The sequence below is a fragment of the Bradyrhizobium sp. Ken51 genome (genome assembly GCF_055807435.1).
The window spans coordinates 1-263 of the sequence record NZ_JBVVPB010000181.1 but is presented as its reverse complement, the minus strand read 5'-3'; the positions used below and the strand labels follow the sequence as shown (position 1 = coordinate 263).

Below are 263 nucleotides of genomic sequence, written 5' to 3'. Positions count from 1 at the left end.
GCTGCGGGGTTTGCTATCGGTTGGTTGATTTGTGGCCTGTTCTGGCTGCGTGTCGATACTTTCGCCTTTACCGGTTTCACGCACTTTATGCAGTGCTGCCAGCGCCGCCGTGGTGGCGGTCAGGCCAGAAAAGTAATCGGCGGTATACGGGAAGGCAGGCATTGGCTGGTCAACATCACCGTTCTGAATCAGGTAACCACTAAAGGCCTGGGCGATAGTGTTATAGGCCGGAAGATTGGTGTACTCCTCGGTGCCGTACTGAC

At 55.5% G+C, this 263-nt stretch carries 1 protein-coding gene; it reads right to left on the bottom strand.

Annotation, left to right across the window (positions count from 1 at the left end; translation table 11 throughout):
* The coding region (locus AC0L27_RS41395; RefSeq protein ID WP_473323904.1) for a CoA transferase at positions 1-263 on the bottom strand (263 nt) is incomplete at both ends.